The following is a 16,923-nucleotide window of genomic DNA, read 5'->3' as shown; positions in this document are numbered from 1 at the left end:
TCACGGCGCTTTGAGTGCCGACTTCATTTCCGCGAGCTCGTTGTTGTAGTCCGCCTGCGAGAGGTTCGGGTGCCCCCACGCGGCCGGCCACTTCGTCTCGTCCCACACCTTCGCGTCGTTGGTGACGTCCGGGCGGACCGACGTGTGGTTGGTGACGTCGACGATCTCCTGCTGCCCGGCCTTGGAGACCATCCAGTCGTCGAAGAGGCGGGCGGCGTTGGGGTGCGGCGAGTTCTTCACGACGTCGATGAGGTTCAGCGACGCCGGCAGCGGTGTGCCGTTGACGAAGTCCAGGGTGTTCGGCGTCTTCTTCTTGAGGCTGGAGGCTTTGTAGCCGTACGCGGTCGCGGCGGCGAGCGGCTCGCCGGCTTGCACGTTGGTCAGCGACTGGGTGTGGCTCTCGACGAACACCGGCGCGTTGTCGCCGAGCCCCTTCAGCAACGCCAGTGCCTTGTCGTGGCCCATCGCCGCGATCAGGCTGTCGTACCAGTTGACCGCGCCGGGGTCGATCGAGAACTGCCCGCGCCACTGGGGCTTCGTGAGGTCCTCCCAGGATTTCGGTGCGGTCAGGCCCTTCTGCGTGAGCACCTGGGGGTTCCAGGAGAGCACGGTGGTGACGGCGTACACGACACCTTGGTAGCCGTCGGGCAGGCTGAGCCCGGCGGGCAGCGGTGCGGCGTCGACCGGTTTGTAGGGCTGCAGCGCGCCCGCCTGCAGCAGCTGGGCGATCTGCGGCGAGTCGCCGGAGACCACGTCGGCGTTGTACTTGCCGCCGCGCTGCTCGGTGATCACGCGGGGCGGGATCTTGTCGGCGCTCAGCCGCAGGGCGTTGACCTTGATCTTCGGGTAGACCTTGTTGAACGACGCGATGATCGGAGCGACGTCGGTGTCGGCGAACGTGGTGTACCAGACCACCTGGCCTTCCCTCGCCGCCACCTCGGCGAGCTGCTGGGGGTTGCGCTGGTCGGCCGTCATCTGGGCCTCGTCGGTAGAGCTGGCCGCGCCGGAGCCGCACGCGGCGGCCATCGTCAACGCCAGGCCGCCGGCGAGGACGGCCGAGACGGTCCGTCGGGTGCTTCGCCTCTTGTGCATTGCGGTTCCCTTCGGTGAGCGGACCGCCGCCGGGAACAAGGCGGGCTCACCACGATGTGAGTGCGGAACTGTCGCGGAGCTTCGGGTGCCGAGGGTCCGGTGCCTGAGGCCATGGGCCGTTCGGTTCGAGCAGTATGGACCTATGGTATGACCATTTGTCAACCGTTGATGCCGATGCTGGTCCCGATCGAAATCCTCGGCCCGCGGATCCACTTCGGACGGTGAGCGCAGCGCGGGACGGCCCGTGCGCGGTGAGTGCGGGCGGGCGCGTCCCTGCGTCGAAGTGGCAGCCATTCTGCCAAAGCCCGGCGGAAACCGTAGGGCCGAATGGCGGATTACCGCACCGGGTTCACACCACCACCTCGGTCATGATCCCGGCTGGGAAGATCTCGTCGGCGGTGGCGAGCCGGTGCGCGATGCCCTGCTGGGCTGCGTAGGTGAGCAGCTGTTCCCACGTGGCACGGTTGGGTTCGATGCCGAACGGGAACGGGTCACCGGCGAACAGGTCGCGCATCTCGCGGCCGTAGGTGGCGAGCCAGGGGAGCGGGTAGCGCGAGACGGCGGGGTCGAGAAGCCGTTCGACGCTGCGTTGTTTCGACTCCAGGAAGGCGTTGTAGAGGTTGCGAGCGGCCCACGGGTGCTCGTCGAGGACCTGGCGGCGCATCGCGATCAAGTGCATGATCGGCCAGATGCCGGTGTCCCCGAAGTACTCCTGTTCCTTTTCCCGGTAGTCCGGGAAAAGGCGCACGACGTCGGGGTGGCCTTCGAGGAAGCACGTCGGCGGCCGCGCGATGATCGCGCAGTCGATATCGCCCGCGGCGAGCAGGTCCGACAGCGACCGGTCGGCCACGCGGGTGAGCCGTACGCCGGGCGGCAGGTTCAGCTCCACCTTCTCGACGCGGCCCGGGGCGTTCGCGCCGGCCTGGTACCATTCGATCTCATCGAGTTTGACGCCCATGTCGTTGTGCAGCCAGCCTCGCATGTACACCGCGGCCGAGTGAGCCCACTCGGGCGAGCCGACCTTCTTGCCGCGCAGGTCTTCGACGGAGCGGATGCCGCTGCGGCGGTTGACGTAGAACGAGCCGAACCGGAACAGCCGCGAGCAAACGACCGGCAGTCCCACGATGTCCGGCTCGTCGCGGGTGATCTGGGCGCTGAACTTGGCGAAGGACAACTCGGCCACGTCCCACTCACGGTTGGCGGTGAACCGCGCGAAGATCTCGTGGTGGCTCAGCATCGACCAGGTGTGGTCGATGCCCTGGGCTCGCACGGCGCCGGTGCGGAAGTCGCGGAAGTGGTCGTAGTCGGTGGTCGCGATGCTGAGGTGGACGTCGCTCAACGAAGCCTCCCGGAAGGTCGGGCTCTGGATTGGTAGGACAGTTAGGCCTATACTTCGGAGCGTACCCGGGCGGGGCGCCCGGGAGGAACATCTTCTGCCTCCGTCGAAAAGCGCCAAGGCGCGGGAAAGCGAGGAACGCATGGGCAAGAAGGGACGCGTGTTCGTACGTGGCTTGACTTCTGAGACCTACGGGCTCGGTCAGTTCCGTCAGGCCCAGCTGGCCGCCGAACGAGTCCGCGACGACTCGGTGGTGGTCGACGACGCGAAGGTCGGCCACTCCGGCGACTCGGAGAAGTCCCGCACGTGGTGGCGAATCGGGCCGGGGGACGAGGACTTCCTGACCCAGACGTTGCAGGTGCATTTCGTCGAACTGCCGCCGCACAGCTCCAACCGGGGACACGGACACCAGAACGAGGCGTCCTTCTACATCCTCGAAGGTGCCGGCTACGAGATCCACGACGACCAGCGTTACGACTGGAAGGCCGGGGAACTGGTCTTCGTGCACACCGACTCGGTGCACCGGCACTACAACCCCTACGACGAAAAAGCCGTCGCGCTGGTGATGAAGGCCAAGTGCACGTGGATGTTCCTGGGTCTGCTGCAGCAGGGCCGCGGCGGTCCGATCGAGCGGCCGGACGAGTTCGGTGAGCGCGAGGACTGGTCGCGGATCTGGACCGACGGTGTGCTGGAGCGCAAGAAGGTCGTGCGGCAGGAGGACACGGTCTGGGAAACGACCCCGATGGGCCGCGTCCGCGTGCTCAACAGTCCCGAGCGGACGGACCTGCGCCAGTTCTCCGTCGATGTCTTCGAGCTCGACATCCCGGCCGGCAGCCGCTCGGGCAAGCACTGGAAGATGGCCGACGAGGTCCTCTATGTGCTCGATGGCTCCGGCTATTCGCTGCACTGGGAGGTCCAGGAGGAGATCGCGGAGAAGTACTACGCGCGAGTCGCGAAGACGCCGACCCGGCACGAGATCACGAAGGGCGACACGCTCTACGTTCCGCAGAACACGATCGCCGTGCACTACGCCGCAGACGGCACTCCGCTGCGCTTGCTGTCCGCGCAGAACCGCATGTTCAAGCACATCGGCTACGACAAGGTGCACTACTTCGAAAACGCTCCGGAGTACACCGGCGAACTGGCCGAAGCCGCCAGCGCCGTCTGAGGCGTCCGTGAAGAAGGGGCCTGTCTCGTGGATTCATCGCGAGGCAGGCCCCTTTCGCTTCGACTGCCGCGGGGTGCGGCCCCGTCGGCGGGGAGGAAGGTACTGATGTCGGATCACGGAAGCGTTGGCGTGGCCGGGCTGGGTGCGATGGGCGCGCCGATCGCGCGGCACCTCGCCGGCGCCGGCTGGGACACGGTTGTATTCGACCGCGATCGCTCCACAGTGGACGAACTGGTCGGCGCGGGCGCGAGGGCGGCCGGGTCCGCGGCAGAGCTCGGCGGGTGCGACGTGGTGCTCGTGATCGTTCCGTCCGATGAGGACGTGCTCGAGGTGTCGGCGGCCGTGCTGACCACGGCGAAGCGTGGCTCCGCGTTGCTGATCTGCAGTTCGGTGACGCCCGAGACCTCGCACCGCGTCGAGGCCGAGGCCGAAGGCGCCGGAGTGGCCGTCCTGGACGCGGCCCTCACCGGTGGTGTCCGCGGAGCGGAGAACGGCGAGATCGTCCTGCTGGTCGGTGGCGAAGAAGCCGTGCTGGACCGGGTGCGCCCGGCGCTGCAGCCGTGGACGAAAGCGGTGCACCACCTCGGTCCGCTCGGCTCCGGCCAGGTCGGCAAGACGGTGAACAACCTGTGTCACTGGGGCCAGATCACGGCGATCGTCGAGGCGATGCGCCTCGGTCGCAGCCTCGGCGTCGAGCCGGCGAAGCTGCGCCGGGCCTTGCTCGACGGAGTGGCCGCGAGCGCCACGCTCGCGCAGCTCGAACTGATGCGCTTCACCTGGTACCGCAAGGATCTGGCCAACGCGTTCCGCATGGCCGACGGCGTGGGCCAGGATCTGCCGGTGGCGCACACCGCCCGCGAGGTGATGGAGGGCATCACCATCGCGGGCGTGGCGGAGCTGTTCGGCGGGCCGCCCGCCTAACGGTCGGGGTCGACGGAGAGGTGGGCCGACCACTTCTCCTCGATCCGGCCGACCCGCCAGACGAGCACGGCGACGAGCCAGGTCGCGACGAACAACCCGGCGATCGCGAAGCCGACGTTGTTCAGGTCGAGGTCGGCGATCGCGGCCAGCGGGCCCGAGACGATCCCGAGCCGGTCGGCGAGGATCGACAGCAGCTCGATCGTCCCGATGACGAGCGCGACAGCCACCGAAAGCGCGGTCACGGTGAGGTTGTAGAAGACCTTGCGCACCGGCTTCGCGAACGCCCACCCGTAGGCGAAGTTCATGAAGCAGCCGTCGGCGGTGTCGAACAGCGTCATCCCCGCCGCGAACAGCACCGGCAGCACGAGGATGGCGTACCAGGGCAGGGCGAAAGTGGCCGCGCCCGCCGCCAGCACGAGCAGGCCCACCTCGGTGGCGGTGTCGAACCCGAGTCCGAAGAGGACACCCACCGGGTAGATGTGCCAGGGCTTGCGGACCGCCTTCGTCAGGCCGGACAGCAGCCGGTTCAGCACGCCGCGCCGCGCGAGGTGCTCCTCGAGCTCGGCTTCGCTGAACCGGCCGTGGCGCATCTCGCGGAACACTCGCAGAATGCCGAACAGCACGACCAGGTTAACGATCCCGATGATATAGAGGAACACCCCCGATACCGACGTGCCGATCAGGCCCGTCACCCGGTGCAGCGCCGACGAGTCGTCCGTGACCGATCCGGCGAGCGCGCGCACACCGATCGAGAGCAGCAGGCACAGTCCGAACACGACGGTCGAATGACCGAGCGAGAACCAGAACCCGACCGACAGCGGCCGGCCCCCCTCGGCCATCAGCTTGCGGGTGGTGTTGTCGATGGCGGCGATGTGGTCGGCGTCGAACGCGTGGCGCAGCCCCAGCGTGAACGCCGTGACGCCGAGCCCGACGCCGAAGAACCCGCCGCCGGCCAGCGCGTGGTGCTCCGGGGCCACCACGAGGCCGAGCACCCCCCAACCGACGAGGTTCAGCAGTAGGACGACCGTGGCCATGCCGCCCAGAGACGCCCATTCGCGGCCGCTGAGCGCGACGCGGACGCGGGCGAGCCGGTGGGATCCGTCAACCGTCACGACGAGCCGCCAGCAGGCAGGTGTACAGGCCGCGCCACGGCATCTCGACGTCGCCGAACCCGGCCTTCGCGAGCCCTTCGAGGTGGTCGTTCACCGAGGGCAGCGCGTCGTTGTGCTTGTGGGCACCGGCCTTGTCGGAAGGCGGGATGAGCTGCTTGCGGGCTGCGCGCAGCCGCGCGTCCCACACCGGCCCGGGCCCGATGTGGTCGAGGTTCAGCAGCCAGCCGCCGGGCGCCAGGTGCTCGGCCGCTTCGGTGTAGAACCGCGCCAGCTGCGCCGGGTTCAGGTGGTGGCTGGCCCGCGAGGTCATCACCACGTCGAGGTCACCGGGCAGTTCCGCGAGGTCCGTCATGTCGGTGAGCTGGTAGGAAACGCGGTCGGAGAAGCGGGCGAGTCGCGCGCGGGCGGCGTCTTCCATCACGGTGGAGACGTCGGTCCAGATGCCGTGCGCGCCGGGGAAGAGATCGAGCAGGACCTCCAGGAAGTCACCGGGGCCGCTGCCGATGTCGGCCACCAGTTTCGTCCGCGGCCGGTCGCCCGCCACCAGCGTGGCGGCGATTCGCCGGGGCAGCACGAGGAATCCGACGAGGCTGTCCTGTTCCAGCCACGACGTCGCGACGGTCGGGTCCAGCCATTCGGACACGGGTGTTCCTTCGGGCACGGGCACTCCTCACAGGTCGGATGGGTTCGTGGCTCGGCCGTGCTCCCGCCTCGGGTGCGGGAGCACGGCCGAGGGAATCGCTTACTTGCGGGCGCCGTGCGTGGTGCCGGCCTCGACGGCCGCGTCGAGGAGCTGCTTGCCCTCGTCGGGGGAGAGCTGCACGCCGTGGCGCTCGATGTTGTGCAGGCGCATCGTGCGCAGCAGTCCCGTGTCCTGGATCGCGAGGTAGCGCGCGGTGTCATTGCCGTCGAGGTTGAAGTGCTGGTGCCACGCCCACCGAGGCGGCGCGAACAGCGTGCCCTCCTGCCATTCGACGACCTCGATCGGCTCGTCGTCGTAGTTGACGAGAGAGAAACCGTGTCCCTTGACCACGTAGAGGTAGGCCTCGGTGGTGTGGCGGTGGCGCACGGAGTTGTTGCCCGGCTTGAGCTCCGAGATGTGCGCGCTCAGCACCTCGTAGTCGGCGAGGTCGAAGTAGTGGCCTCGGTTGTTGCGCCACGGCCGGGCCGGCAGCTCCATCTTCCTCAGGTCGTCCTCCACGACCAGGCCCTTGTTCGGCGGGTGCTGCCGGTTGAACTCGTCGCGGGCCGCGATCTCCGAGGAATCGAGGTTCTTCTTCTCGCTGGCCAGGACGCCCTTCAGGTACTCGTCACGCACTGCTGCTCTCCTTGTCGTACTCGCGGGGGACTTCAGGGGTTCTCGGTGCGCCGCACCACGTGCCGCCACAGGGTCGTGACGTTGAACGCCCCGCCCAGATCGGGCAGGAGCGCGAGGTCCTCGTCGGGGATCGCCACCGGTTTCCCGCCGGCGTGGGCGACGGCGAGGGTGTGCCGGGCGAGCGTGTCGACGGCGATGGCCTGCAACACGGCCTGGGCCACCGCGGTCTCGGGGTCACCGCCGGCGACGCTGACCAGCCCGTGTCCACTGAGGACCAGGACCGGCCGGTCGCCGAGCGCGTCGGCCATCTGCCCGGCGAGGTCGTGGTCGTTCACCAGCACCGAGCGCGGCCACACGGGGATGCCGTCTGCGGCCAGCCGCGCGGCGGGGATGTCGTAGGCGCCGAACAGCGGCAGCCACGGCAGCCCGGCGAGCGCCATGGTGACCACGGCGGGTGGGTGCGCGTGGACCACGGCCGTCGCCTCGGGGTGGCGCCGCAGCACCTCGGTGTGGATCGGGAGCTCGTTGGGCACGCTCCACTCGCCGGTTTCGGGCGTGCCGTGCAGCGGCACCGGCCGGATGTCCTCCGCCGTCGTGTAGCGGAGGCCGGCTTCCTCCGGGCCACGGCAGCGCACCAGCAGCTCGTCCGGCGACGTGCGGACGCTGATGTGGCCGAGCACGTGCTCGACGAGGCCGGTCGCGGCGAGCACCCGGCAGGCGAGCGCGACGGACTCCCTCACGGCGCCTCCTGTTTGTTCCGAAGGTCTGGTCTATTGGTTAGTCCGAACGACGATATGACCATAAGGCGCCCTCCAGCGGCGGGTCAACCCTTGGTCGGGCGCCGCGACAGCGGGGGTTTCGGTGTTCCTGTGAGAGGATCGGCGCATGGAACCAGCAGGGCGGGGTGGATCCGCGGCTGCTCCGCGGGCGGACAGCGGACTGTTCGACGTCGTGTCGTCGAGCCGGATGTCGGAAGTCATCGTCGAGCAGATCCGCTCGCTCATCCGCGCCGACAAACTGCGTCCCGGCGATCGCCTGCCGAGCGAGCGCGCCCTGTGCGAGCAGATGGGCGTCAGCCGGGTCACCGTCCGCGAGGCGCTACGCGTACTGGAAGCCGCCGGCCTGGTCGCGATCCGGGTCGGCGCGCGCGGCGGCGCGTTCGTCACGACGCCCTCGTCGACGAAGCTCAGTGCGAACCTCGCCGACCTCGTGAACCTCTCGCCGATGACAGCGCCGGAAGTCATCGAGGCCCGGCAGGTAGTGGAGCTCGGCATCATCGACGCGGTGATCGAGCGGGCGACCGAAAAGGACGTCGAGGACCTACGCGAGTTGACCCGCGAGCACCAAGCCGCTCTGAAACGCGGCGAGTACAGCATGGAGATGTCGGCCGCGTTTCACGTCCGCGTGGCGCAGTGCACCCACAACGCCGCCATCGAAATGCTGGTGCACTCGTTCCACGGTCCGCTGCTGATGTCCCTGCGCGAGGCCCAGGTGGCCGCGCCGCTGATGGGCCACCGGGGCACCAGCGAACACCGCGAGTTCGTGGAGGCCATCGCCGCGCGGGACGCGGAAAAGGCGCGCGAGATCATGGCCAAGCACCTTCGCCGGACTTCCCAGCGGATCGCGCGCGTGCAGGCTTCGCGGGAAAAGGGCAAAGAAGTGTAGGTTCGCCGAGACCCCCGCCGTGACCGGCCTTATTTGTCGGCCGGCACGTAACACAGTTCGAGGACCCCGGACGGGCCGGCCCAGCCGCTGTGCGTACCCACCGGCCGGAATGCGCAATGAGGGCGCGCGCGGGGCGGTGAAAGTGCCCTCGCGGACGCGGGGGGCGCGCTTAGGGTGAGAGCGTGAACTTCTTCCTGCGCGCCGTGCTGGGATCGGGCCGGCTGCCCGAGCCGATGCGTGCGGAGCTGCGGGGTGAGGGCGTCGTGTACCTGGCGGAGGGGCTCACCGGATCCGTGCGTTGTCGCGGCTATCGCGCGCCGGGGGTGTGGCGGTTCGGCGCCGTCGACGCCACGGCGGGCGCCCTCGCGGTGACGCACCGGCGGTTGTTGGTGTGGCTCACCAGCGGTGACCAGAAGGGCAAGCACATCGACGTGCCGCTGCGCGAGGGCCGGCCCTTCGGCGTCACGGTCCGGGCGGAGGAACGGCGGCTGGTGCTTGGCTACGAACCCGCCACCTTTCACGCCGATCGCTCCGGTCACGTCGAGGTGCGGTTCAAGACCGCTGAGGCGCCGAGGATCGCGGCGCTGCTCGGTGCGCGCTGAGCCGCGCGAGGGAGAGGGATGCGTTCTCGCCCCATGGTTTCGGGCTGTGCAACGTATCCGGCAACACCCCCGGCAGCGTCAGCGGCGACACCGGCTTGCGCTCGCGGAATCGTGGTGCCTCAGCCGAGCTCCTCGACCAGCCCGATGATCACGCCCGCAGGGCCGCGGACGTAGCAGTACCGGCAGTAGTCCTCGTACCGCGCGACCTCGCCCACGAGCTCGGCCCCGTGGGCGCGCAGGCGTTCGAGGGTGTCGTCGACGGAGTCGATGATGAAGGTGAGGCGAGGAATACCCGGGACGTTCACCGGCGCGCTCGGCGCGGGGGCGGTGGACACCGGCGAGCGGAACGCCGACAGCTCGATCCGGCCGTGGCCGTCCGGGGTCCGCAGGAAGGCGAGGTCCGCCCGGACGTCGTCCAGCCCGACGAGCTGGTTCACCCATTCGCCCTCGACCTTGGTCTCGCCCTCCAGCTCCATCCCCAGTTCGACGAAGAACGCGACCGCGGCCGCGAGGTCCTCGACCACGAAGCCGGTGTGGTCGAATCGGCGGATCGTCATGGTTGCCTCCCGTGTCGCGCGGCCCTCGTGGCCGCTCGTGTCCCTGGGACGGAGCCGGTGCCGTGGTTCCGACATCGGTGGCTGTGCCCATCGTCACAATCCTCGCCCCGTGTGACGAGCGCAGCTCGAGAACCCACAGATCGGCGAAGCGTGTGCAGCTCGTCGCCGTGGAAGGCGGAGGAGCCGGCTTCCACGGCGACGACGTCAGGACGGGACCGGCCACGTCCTGACGGTCCTCAGCGGACGAAGACCCCGATCCCGTTGGCGACCGAGCGCTCGCCCGCGGCGTCGGTCGGGTGGTTGCGCACCGTGACGGTGTGAGCGCCCAGGTCTCGAGCCACGAGTGAGGTCGAGCCGCCGCCGTCGAGGTTCACGGCGTTGGCGTCGCCGGTTTGCTGCAGGAGCTGGGCGACCTCGAGGGTGGTCATGCCGCCGGGGGTGCCGGGTTTCGCCTGCACCGCGACGAAGAACAGCGTGTGGCCGTCGGCGCTGAAGCCCGCGCCGGTGCGGACCGCGGCGGTCTTGGCGTCCTGGCCGGGGACCACGGTGCCGTCGCGGAGGATCGGGAAGCCGCCGATCGCGAAGCTGAACGGGATGCCGCGCCCGGTCGACAGGGTGTAATGCACGTTGACGTGCTGGCCGACCTTGAGTGTCCGCAGCGCGTTCGCGCCGGCTTCGCGCCCGACCAGCACCGTCTCGTCCCGCGCGATGGCGCCGGCGCCGGCGGTGTCGCCGACCGAGACGACCCGGTCGTGATCGAGCGTCACCTCGGTGGTGTCCGTGCTGCACGCGGCGCCCCGGTTGGTGTCGGTGCCGCAGACCGAGCGGGCGCGGGAGGTCGCGCCCCACGCGCTGGTGTAGGCGCCGATGCCGCCGACGGGGATCGCGTACTGGTTCAGCCCGCCGAGCGAGTACGTGGCCGACTTGATACGGACGCTGCCCTCCAGGTGCGCCGAGCCCAGGCGCGCCACCCGGTCGACGCCGACGCCGAGCACAGCCTCCGTCGTGACTCCGGGCGGCATCCCGGGCCCGAACCGCTGCCCGTTCGGGACGGCGGCCTTGAGGACGCGCCGATCGGCGATCTCGGGGCCGTCGGAGGAGTCGGTGAAGGCGACGCCGGGGTGCTGGGCCTCGGTGTTGTTGAAGAAGTCGCCGTTGACGCCGGCCACCGCTCCCTGGGCGTTCGCCATCTGCGACACCGTCGCGGCCTGCGCCACCGACTGCGGGTGCAGCAGGTCCACCGAGACGCGCGGGTTGCGCAGGTCGACGGTCAGCAGCTCACCCTGGATGGTCGCGGCACTCGCCGAAGCGGTCGTGAAGGTCTCGAGGCGAACGCCGGGAGCGACCTGTTCGCTGCCGGTCACGTCGAGGGCCGTGTCCGCGAACGCCGACGTCGGCAGCGCCGTCGTGGCAGCGGCGGTCAGCGTCAGCGCCACCAGCGATCTGCGCAGTCTCATGGGCGGGTCCTTTCTTACCGGAACAGAGCCCGCCCACTCTTGCGGCCGGTGGTGACCCCGTCCGGCCGTGGTCGTGAACCCGGCATGAACAGCAGGAGGGCTCCTGGTTCGAGTCCGGCGGCAAGCAAGAAGCCCAGGCCGAGGGGCCTGGGCTTCTTCTCTGACGCTGACCGCGGAACTCAGCCGGCCGGTGTCGCGGTCCGGTGACCGAGTGCCGTCAGCGTGTGCGGGTGGTCCGCCGGGACGACGCCCGAGTACAGGGCCGTTCAGCACGACAGGCAGCAGTACTGGCGGAACACCACGCGGGCGTCGATGTAGTCGGCGGCGTCCGCGATGATCTGCGGCCCGGCGTCCGACGGTGGTCCTTCGTGGACCGCGACCGCCGGGTCGCCGGCGGCGGTGCTGAGGCGTTCGCCGCAGTGGCCGCAGGCCAGGCCGCCGTCGGCGGGCTCGACGAGGTTGTCGTCGAGGCGGCGCGCGCTGGTCAGGTCGGTCTTGCCGAGCGAGGCCGGCGCCTGGGAGCGGTCGCGCCGGGTGTCGCGCCGCCGAGCGCGTTCGGCGGTCGTCGCGGCTTCGTCCACCGTGCCGCCGGCCAGGACGATCCCGTAAACGGATTCTGCCGCGTCCGGCGTGATCTTGGCTTCGCGCAGGTCGCGGGCCACAACCAGTTCTGCCCGGGCTCCAAGGAAGACCCGAGTTCGTCCATTGTGGATGATATCGGGCCGGAAGCGAGGAGCGAGGCGACGGGGCTCTGCCGCGAAACGAGTTCCAGCCCGCTGTTGCCCGGGTGACCGCCGGCGAGCCCGTTGTTCTGGGCGACGGCCTTGCCCGCGGGCGCCAGGACCAGCCCCATCGGGATGCTCGTGCCATGCGGCGTCATGGCGATCGACGCGCCCAGTCCGCTTCCATGATGATGCTGACGAACGGCGCAGGCACCTCCGGTAGCTGGGCACCCCCCTGGCATGGAACGATCTCGCCAGAAAATGGCTCACCATCACATGGACGGTGCGGCCAACAGTTTGGTCGGCTACGACAACGCCATTCGGGCAAACTGCGGGCAACCCGCGCGGCCGGTCAACAGCCGGCTTACGTGTTGTGGTGGATGCCGCCAGCGGGTGATGAGCCACGCGCGCACCAAATGTCTGAGGGCTGGTCAGTCGTGAAGCCCCGCTCAGGTGAAGTACAACCTCGACGGCGCCGGATCCTGGTACACCCTCGGACTCCCGCCCGGCGTCGGATCGGCGCCGAAGGTCACGCCCTGGCCGGTGCGGACGCTGGTGAGCGTGAAGAAGCCGCTGAAGCTGGTCGGGTTGGCGACCGGGTCGATCGGGGTGAGGGTGAACTCGTCGGCGTGGTTGGAGTTGTCGGCGGCGCACGTGTAGAGCAGCTGGTGGCCCAGAGGTGTGGTCGTGGCGCTCGCGTGGAGGAGGCGGCCGGTGGCTTTGGCGGCCGGCGAGGTGCCGGCGCCGAGGGGGCCGAAGGACCACAGGTCGGCGTCTTCGACGTCGGCCGGGCGGGGGCGGTGGACGACCTCGAAGTTCGGTGGCGCGCCGGGCGCGGCGGGGATGGGTTCGGTGCTCGCGTGGAGGCACTCGTTGGTCGAGTCTTCGCGGACGTAGGCGCCGTCGGGGCCGGGCAGGCCCGCGCAGAGGTAGCCGGCGGAGGTGGCGAGGCGCAGTTGCTTGCGGACGGTGATGAGCTGGGCCGGCATGTCGGGCACGCCCAGGCTCGTCAGGACGACGCCCATGCGTTCGAGGAGCGGGGTCAGCACTTCCTGCTGGGTTTTGCGGCCGAAGACCGTGTCGCGGTAGGTGCGGATCTGGTCCATCAGCTGGGCGCGGCGGCCGGCGTCGTTGTGGACGAGCTTGGCCAGCAGCCCGCTGGTGCGCACCGTGAAGTGCCGCGCGGGCTGGAAGGTCTGGTCGACGCCCCACGGGATGAGCTTGAACTTCACGTTGCCCAGACCGGGTGCGGCGACGGCCTCGACGTCGTTGTAGGCGTAGGTGTTGTTCGTGTTGCCCGTGTAGCCGTCCCAGTGCTTGAGGAAGAACTCCATCGCGTAGAGCTTGACGAACTGGTCGAGGTCGAACACCTCGGCGGCCCCGCTCAGCCCGTGGGCGGCGAGGTGGTCGATGGCCAGGCGCAGGTCGGCTTTGTTGTCGAACTCCGAAAGGTCCTCCACGCCGATGAAGTCGAACCGCGCGTCGGTGAAGTCGTCCTTGTGTTCCAGCTCGTAGAGATTCCCTTTCATGTTCCCGAAATTGCGCTCGATGTAGCGGGGCATGATCGGTTCGGCGTTCACGAAGACGCCGGGGCCGAGGGCGCCGGTGCCCTGGCCGACGAGGGTGCCGTTCACGCGGACGCGCGCGAAATTGCAGCGGGAATGCGGCAGCCCGGCGAGCTCGAACAGCTTGTAGTCGAGCGGCTGCCGCACGAAAGCGGAATCCTGAACGGAGTTGTTGAGCGTCAGGTACCGGGACCCGATGAGGGCGGTGATCAAGGGCTTGTTGGCGTCGCGGAACTTCCCGATGTCGATGTGCAGACACGGTTTGTCGTTGCTGAACGAACCGCAGAACGACTTCTTCTTGATGCCGACGTCGGGAAATGACGTCCGGGCGGGGAATTTCGTGCCGGAAATTTCGACCGAGGTGGCCTTTCGCCAGGTGAATCGGCTGCCGCCGGTCCAGTCGAAGTTGCAGCGGCCGCCGGCCGGCTCTTCGGTGCGCACGGCGTCCCAGTCGGCTTGGGGCATCACGATGTCGATCGTGAGGACATTGTCGATCTCGTAGAGGGAATCCAGTGCCTGCTGTTCCTGTGCGCTCATCGTCCCACCTCCGCGATCGGTCCAGTGTACGGCTGGAAAAGCGCCTCTGTACTGCCCTGTTCGCCGCTCCTACGATTGGGGTATGGCGGCGGTCGACGATCTCGTGGAGCTGGTCCAGCGCGCGGCGGCGGCCGAGAAGAACGCGATGGCCGCGAAGTGGAAGGACGAGGACGACGTGCGCCGCATGATCGGCAAGGCGCGCGCGGCCTCGGAAGAGCAGCGGCGGGAGATGCACCGCGACGTCGATCCCGCCCGGCTGTCGCCGGAATGGGCGCGGCTGCGGCAGACCCACGTCGACGCCGAGCCGCAGGAAGACCGCGCGGAGGCCGTGGCGCACCAGACCGTGACACACGAGACTGTGACACACGAAGACGCGGCGCAGGCTGAGCGCGACGGGGTGGCCGCCGTCGCGATCGCGCGGATGGCGTTGACCGACGCGGCGCGGGCCGTGCTGGAGGCGCGGCTGGCGCGCATCCGGGCGGGGGAGGACGAGCCGGGTGCGGTGGCCGCCGACGGGCACGTGCCGCTGCACGGCAGCAACGCCGTGAGCCGCCACGGCCCGGCGCTCGCGCACGGGCTCGCCGGGGAGATCCGGTACGTGCTCACCCGCAAGCCGCGCAAATCCGTCAAGGCGCTGGGGGTCGCGTTCGGCCTGGGCCTGCTGTACCTGGGGTACCTGCGGCTGTTCCGGTGGGACCAGGACCAGAAATGGCTGCCGTACCTGGGGTTGTGGACGATCTCGTACGTGATGGGCGGTGCCGTCTGCGTCAACGCGATGAGCTTCGACGCCATGCGCGTGCGGGCGGCGCTGGACACCGGGTCGCGCCTGTGGCACTTGCTGGTGATCAAGAATCTGGCGCTCGTGTGCATCGTCGCGCCGGTAGGCTTCGCACTCAGCGCCCTGCTGGCCTGGCGCGCCGGGGAGTTCGGGGCGTTCGCACGCGCGTGCACGCTGGTGGTGTGTTTCATCCTGCTGTGGCTCGGCGTGGGCAACGTACTCTCGATCGCGCTGCCGAACCGCGACGAACCCCTGTTGAAGCGGCGCAAAACGGGCACGCTCAAGCAGTTCGTGATCGCGCTCGGCGTGGCGTCCGCGGTCGGGTACCTCGTCAACTTCATGCTGCTCTGGCGCGTGCTCGCCGCGCGGGCGCTGACGGAGCGGCTGGGCGCGGTCGTGCTGCCGGCGATCGCGATCGTGCTGAGCTGCGTCGTGATCTGGGTGCTGCTGACCGTCTTCGCGATCGCGCTGGCGCAGCAGCCCGCGGTGCGCCGGCGGCTGCAACGCGAGACCGCCGACTACAACGCGAACGCCGAAGCCGAGGCCTACGCCGCCGAAGAACGGGAGGCGAAACCGGTTTCGCCGGCGCCCTCCTGACCCCACCCGGCGCGGGTGAGGTGTCGGGCCGCCGGGTGACGGCATGCTCGCGCCGAGACGCTCGGGAGGAGACCGGCCATGGCCTCGAACAAGGACGCGCCCGTCGACCTGTACATCGCCGCCTATTCGGACCCCGACGCGGCCCGCGGTGACTGGGCCGCGATCAAACAGCTGGCCCACGAGGACGTGATCAAGGTCAAGGGCCTGATCCTCGTCAGCCGCCGCGGTGACGGCAAGATCCACGTCGACGACGACTTCCACACCACCCGCAAGGGCGCCACGTGGGGCGCCGTCGGCGGGGCGGTCGTCGGCCTGATCTTCCCGCCGTCCCTGCTCGCCGGTGCGCTCGTGGGCGCCGGGCTCGGCGGTGGCGTCGGCGGGCTGCTGTCGCACTCGGAGAAGAAGGCGATCAAGGCCGAGGTGGAGGACACGCTGCCACCGGACAGCTCGGGCATCGTCGCGCTGTTCGAGGAACGCTGGGTCATCGAGGTCGACAAGGCCCTGCTGCACGCCGCGAAGGTCACGAAGGAGACGGTCGACGGCGAAAGCGCCGAGCAGGTGACGTCGGCGGCCTCCGCGGCGAAGGGCAAGGAGTAACGACCGTCCACACGGGCCGGCCACCCGGACTGGGTCCGGGTCGCCGGCCGGCTGCTGCGCTCCTTCTGCGGTGGGAGTTTCCGTCTTGGTGGTGGGTGGTTTTGTCTTCTAGCAGCGCCTGCCCAGGCGGCGTAGTCCTGGTTGTAGACAACCGGTCTACTACGTGAGGACGGAAACGATGAGCAGCAACAGCGGGCAGAAGGTGGCCGTGGTCACCGGCGCGTCGCAGGGGTTCGGCGCGGGGATCGTGGAGGGGTACCGCAAGCTGGGTTACGCGGTGGTCGCCACGGCGCGCTCGGTCGAGGAGTCCGGTGACGCCGGCGTGGTGCCGGTGGCGGGTGACATCACCGACCCGGCGACGTCGGACCGGGTGGTGGCCGCGGCGATCGAGCGGTTCGGCCGGATCGACACCCTGATCAACAACGCGGGCGTGTTCGTGGCGAAGCCGTTCACCGAGTTCACCGCTGAGGATTTCCAGTGGGTCGTGTCGGTGAACTTGGCCGGCTGGTTCAATATCACCAGCAAGGTGCTTCCGCACATGCTCGACCAGGGTAGCGGGCACATCGTGCAGATCACGACCAGTTTCGTGGACCACCCGGTGTCGATTGTGCCGGCGTCGGTGTCGATGCTGACGAAGGGCGGCCTGCAGGCGGCGACGAAGTCGCTGGCCGTGGAATACGCCGGGCGCGGGATCCGCGTCAACGCGGTCGCCCCGGGGATCCACAAGACCGCGCTGAACCCGCCCGAGACCTACGCCGAGCGCGCCGGCCTGCACCCGCTGGGCCGCATGGGCGAGGTCAGTGACATCGTCGAAGGCGTGCTGTACCTGGAAAACGCCACGTTCGTCACCGGCGAGATCCTCAACGTCAACGGCGGCCAGAGCGCCGGCCACTGACACA

17 protein-coding genes are annotated in these 16,923 nt (G+C 69.3%); 7 read left to right on the top strand and 10 right to left on the bottom strand.

What is annotated here, in order from left to right:
- Window positions 1–1,092, bottom strand: a complete 1,092-nt coding sequence (locus AB0H62_RS07865) for an extracellular solute-binding protein (protein WP_360584828.1) — start codon at window positions 1,090–1,092, stop codon at window positions 1–3.
- Window positions 1,093–1,441: 349 nt separating this feature from the next.
- Window positions 1,442–2,431 carry a hypothetical protein gene (locus AB0H62_RS07860; protein WP_220242641.1) on the bottom strand — a complete coding sequence of 330 codons (990 nt, stop codon included), beginning with the start codon at window positions 2,429–2,431 and terminating at the stop codon, window positions 1,442–1,444.
- 172 nt (window positions 2,432–2,603) lie between these two features.
- Between AB0H62_RS07860 and AB0H62_RS07855 the strand changes: the two genes are divergently transcribed.
- A complete protein-coding gene (locus AB0H62_RS07855; RefSeq protein ID WP_266118120.1) occupies window positions 2,604–3,596 on the top strand; it encodes a cupin domain-containing protein in 993 nt (330 codons plus the stop codon).
- A gap of 105 nt (window positions 3,597–3,701) precedes the next feature.
- Window positions 3,702–4,517, top strand: a complete 816-nt coding sequence (locus AB0H62_RS07850; protein ID WP_360584826.1) for an NAD(P)-dependent oxidoreductase — start codon at window positions 3,702–3,704, stop codon at window positions 4,515–4,517.
- On the opposite strand, the gene AB0H62_RS07845 is transcribed toward AB0H62_RS07850, so the two are convergent.
- The 4 genes from AB0H62_RS07845 to AB0H62_RS07830 all read right to left on the bottom strand — a co-directional run bounded on the left by AB0H62_RS07845 (window position 4,514) and on the right by AB0H62_RS07830 (window position 7,687).
- Window positions 4,514–5,551, bottom strand: coding sequence for a HoxN/HupN/NixA family nickel/cobalt transporter (locus tag AB0H62_RS07845; RefSeq protein ID WP_220246949.1), 1,038 nt, complete (start codon window positions 5,549–5,551; stop codon window positions 4,514–4,516). The genes AB0H62_RS07850 and AB0H62_RS07845 overlap by 4 nt on opposite strands.
- A 67-nt stretch (window positions 5,552–5,618) precedes the next feature.
- Window positions 5,619–6,272, bottom strand: coding sequence for a class I SAM-dependent methyltransferase (locus AB0H62_RS07840; RefSeq protein ID WP_220242638.1), 654 nt, complete (start codon window positions 6,270–6,272; stop codon window positions 5,619–5,621).
- Between the two features lie 99 nt (window positions 6,273–6,371).
- On the bottom strand, window positions 6,372–6,947 hold the full coding sequence (locus AB0H62_RS07835; RefSeq protein WP_220242637.1) for a cupin domain-containing protein: 576 nt from the start codon (window positions 6,945–6,947) through the stop codon (window positions 6,372–6,374).
- Window positions 6,948–6,979: 32 nt separating this feature from the next.
- On the bottom strand, window positions 6,980–7,687 hold the full coding sequence (locus AB0H62_RS07830) for a class II aldolase/adducin family protein (protein ID WP_220242636.1): 708 nt from the start codon (window positions 7,685–7,687) through the stop codon (window positions 6,980–6,982).
- Window positions 7,688–7,832: 145 nt separating this feature from the next.
- Here AB0H62_RS07830 and AB0H62_RS07825 point away from each other — a divergent pair, with 145 nt between their 5' ends.
- Both AB0H62_RS07825 and AB0H62_RS07820 read left to right on the top strand, forming a co-directional pair.
- Window positions 7,833–8,612: a FadR/GntR family transcriptional regulator gene (locus AB0H62_RS07825; RefSeq protein WP_220242635.1), complete on the top strand. Its 780-nt coding sequence runs from the start codon at window positions 7,833–7,835 to the stop codon at window positions 8,610–8,612.
- Window positions 8,613–8,794: 182 nt separating this feature from the next.
- A complete protein-coding gene (locus tag AB0H62_RS07820) occupies window positions 8,795–9,214 on the top strand; it encodes a hypothetical protein (protein ID WP_360584822.1) in 420 nt (139 codons plus the stop codon).
- Window positions 9,215–9,333: 119 nt separating this feature from the next.
- Here the strand turns inward: AB0H62_RS07820 and AB0H62_RS07815 are convergent, their stop codons facing one another.
- The 4 genes from AB0H62_RS07815 to AB0H62_RS07800 all read right to left on the bottom strand — a co-directional run bounded on the left by AB0H62_RS07815 (window position 9,334) and on the right by AB0H62_RS07800 (window position 14,052).
- Complete coding sequence (locus AB0H62_RS07815; RefSeq protein WP_360584820.1) at window positions 9,334–9,771, bottom strand: VOC family protein; 438 nt, start codon at window positions 9,769–9,771, stop codon at window positions 9,334–9,336.
- Window positions 9,772–10,007: 236 nt separating this feature from the next.
- Window positions 10,008–11,228, bottom strand: a complete 1,221-nt coding sequence (locus tag AB0H62_RS07810; RefSeq protein WP_360584818.1) for a phosphodiester glycosidase family protein — start codon at window positions 11,226–11,228, stop codon at window positions 10,008–10,010.
- Between the two features lie 266 nt (window positions 11,229–11,494).
- Window positions 11,495–11,890, bottom strand: coding sequence for a hypothetical protein (locus tag AB0H62_RS07805; protein WP_360584816.1), 396 nt, complete (start codon window positions 11,888–11,890; stop codon window positions 11,495–11,497).
- A 509-nt stretch (window positions 11,891–12,399) separates the two neighbouring features.
- Window positions 12,400–14,052: a CotH kinase family protein gene (locus AB0H62_RS07800; protein ID WP_360584814.1), complete on the bottom strand. Its 1,653-nt coding sequence runs from the start codon at window positions 14,050–14,052 to the stop codon at window positions 12,400–12,402.
- An 82-nt stretch (window positions 14,053–14,134) separates the two neighbouring features.
- Between AB0H62_RS07800 and AB0H62_RS07795 the strand changes: the two genes are divergently transcribed.
- The 3 genes from AB0H62_RS07795 to AB0H62_RS07785 all read left to right on the top strand — a co-directional run bounded on the left by AB0H62_RS07795 (window position 14,135) and on the right by AB0H62_RS07785 (window position 16,919).
- Window positions 14,135–15,427 (top strand): hypothetical protein, encoded by a 1,293-nt coding sequence (locus AB0H62_RS07795; protein ID WP_360584812.1) that lies wholly within the window; start codon window positions 14,135–14,137, stop codon window positions 15,425–15,427.
- Window positions 15,428–15,505: 78 nt separating this feature from the next.
- Window positions 15,506–16,024 (top strand): DUF1269 domain-containing protein, encoded by a 519-nt coding sequence (locus AB0H62_RS07790; protein WP_360584810.1) that lies wholly within the window; start codon window positions 15,506–15,508, stop codon window positions 16,022–16,024.
- Window positions 16,025–16,202: 178 nt separating this feature from the next.
- Window positions 16,203–16,919, top strand: coding sequence for an SDR family oxidoreductase (locus AB0H62_RS07785; RefSeq protein WP_360584808.1), 717 nt, complete (start codon window positions 16,203–16,205; stop codon window positions 16,917–16,919).
- Window positions 16,920–16,923 lie beyond the last annotated feature (4 nt).

Origin of the sequence: Amycolatopsis sp. NPDC050768 (assembly GCF_040654155.1) — a bacterium.
GTDB lineage: Bacteria > Actinomycetota > Actinomycetes > Mycobacteriales > Pseudonocardiaceae > Amycolatopsis.
Note: the sequence above shows the minus strand (reverse complement) of the source record. Positions and strands in the feature narration are given on the sequence as shown.